The organism is Bradyrhizobium sp. P5_C11_2 (genome assembly GCF_054049755.1).
The window spans coordinates 1-1,517 of sequence record NZ_JBFULT010000963.1; the positions used below are offsets into that span (position 1 = coordinate 1).

Consider the following 1,517-nt stretch of genomic DNA (forward strand, 5'->3'; position numbering starts at 1 on the left):
GTTCAGCTCGAGCCCGATCAGGTGATAGGGCTTGTACATCGCAGCGAAGCGTCCGCTGGCGTCGGTCTTCAGCCCGTATTGCCTGAAACAATCGGCGGCGTAGTCGTTCGGCGCCTCCAGCACGACGTAGACGCCCCAGCGCAGGTCGCGAAACACCGGCCGTCCGTCGCGCTCGAGCGAGGAGACGACTTCCACCACCCCCGATTGCTCCAGCACRCCGCCGCGCGAGCGCGGCCGCATCACATGCGGCAGATCGTCGACGCCGCAGGGCGGAAACAGCAATCCGTCCGCGGGCACGTCGAGCCCGCAGGCATTGGCGATCGCGGCCGTCTCGATCGCGGACTTGGTGCCGTCGAGGAAGGAGTTGAACATCTGCGGGTTCATCCCGGCCGACTGCGCTTCGCCCGCGGTGAGACCATAATGCTGCCAGACGCCATCCGGCGTCACGTCGTGATAGGTCGGCAGATATTTCGTGCCCTTGCCGGCGGCGACGACGCGAAAGCCGGTGGCGCGCGCCCAGTCGACCATCTCCGCGGTCAGCGCCGGCTGGTCGCCATAGGCGAGCGAATAGACCACGCCCGCTCTTCGCGCCTCCTCGGCGAGCAGCGGACCCGCCAGCACGTCGGCCTCGACATTGACCATGACGATGTGCTTGCCGGCCGCGATCGCGGCGCGCGCATGCTTGATGCCGACAGCAGGGTTGCCGGTCGCCTCCACCACCACATCCATCGCGCCGCCGGCAATGGCGCGGGCACCGTCATCGGTGAAGACGGTCGCGGCGATGCGCGCCGTATCCCAGCCGACGGTGCGGCAGGCCTCGCGCGCGCGGTCGCGGTCGATGTCGACGATGATCGGCACCTCCAGCCCCGGCACATGCGGCACCTGCGCCAGAAACATCGWGCCGAATTTTCCGGCGCCGATCAGCGCCACGCGGACTGGCTTGCCGGTGGCGGCGCGGGCCTGGAGGAGGCGGTGGAGGTTCATGGGAATGTTTCCGGTGCTGCAGAGGTTCGTGAGGCGCGTGTCTCCATCCAGTTCGTCATGGCCGGGCTTGACCCGGCCATCCACGTCTTGCTGCGGCGGATCGTGTCAAGACGTGGATGCCCGGGTCAAGCCCGGGCATGACGACTGAGGATGCTGCGCGAATAAGGCTACTCCGCCGCCTGGCGCGGCGCACGCGCGAGCCGCACCAGCGCGTCGTCCTCTACCGTCTTGATCGGCGCAAAATCGCGATGGGCGATGTATTCCGGCCGCGTCGGCGTGCGAATGTAGTTCGAGACCGCGTTCAGCGTCAGGTAGACGATCTTGCGCGGGTAGGGCGTGATGTTGCCGGCCGAGCCGTGCACGAGATTGCCGTGGAACATCAGCATGCCGCCGGGCTTGCCGGTCGGCGCGACGATGCCGCCCTGCTTGACGAGGCGCGTCACGGTCGCCTCGTCCAGCGTCCACAGCGGATAGGACGTGGTGGCAAGGTCATGCGAGGCCTGGAGATCGCCGGCGTTCTGGCTCTGCGGCAC

2 protein-coding genes are annotated in these 1,517 nt (G+C 67.9%); both read right to left on the minus strand.

Translation table 11 applies throughout. The features are described 5' to 3' along the window. Positions 1-984 (minus strand): NAD(P)H-dependent oxidoreductase (locus tag ACXJL8_RS40740; protein WP_456687000.1); only part of this gene is annotated, 984 nt, incomplete at its 3' end. Positions 985-1,151: 167 nt separating this feature from the next. Further along, positions 1,152-1,517: phytanoyl-CoA dioxygenase family protein (locus tag ACXJL8_RS40745; protein ID WP_456687001.1), on the minus strand; the 366-nt coding region annotated here is incomplete at its 5' end.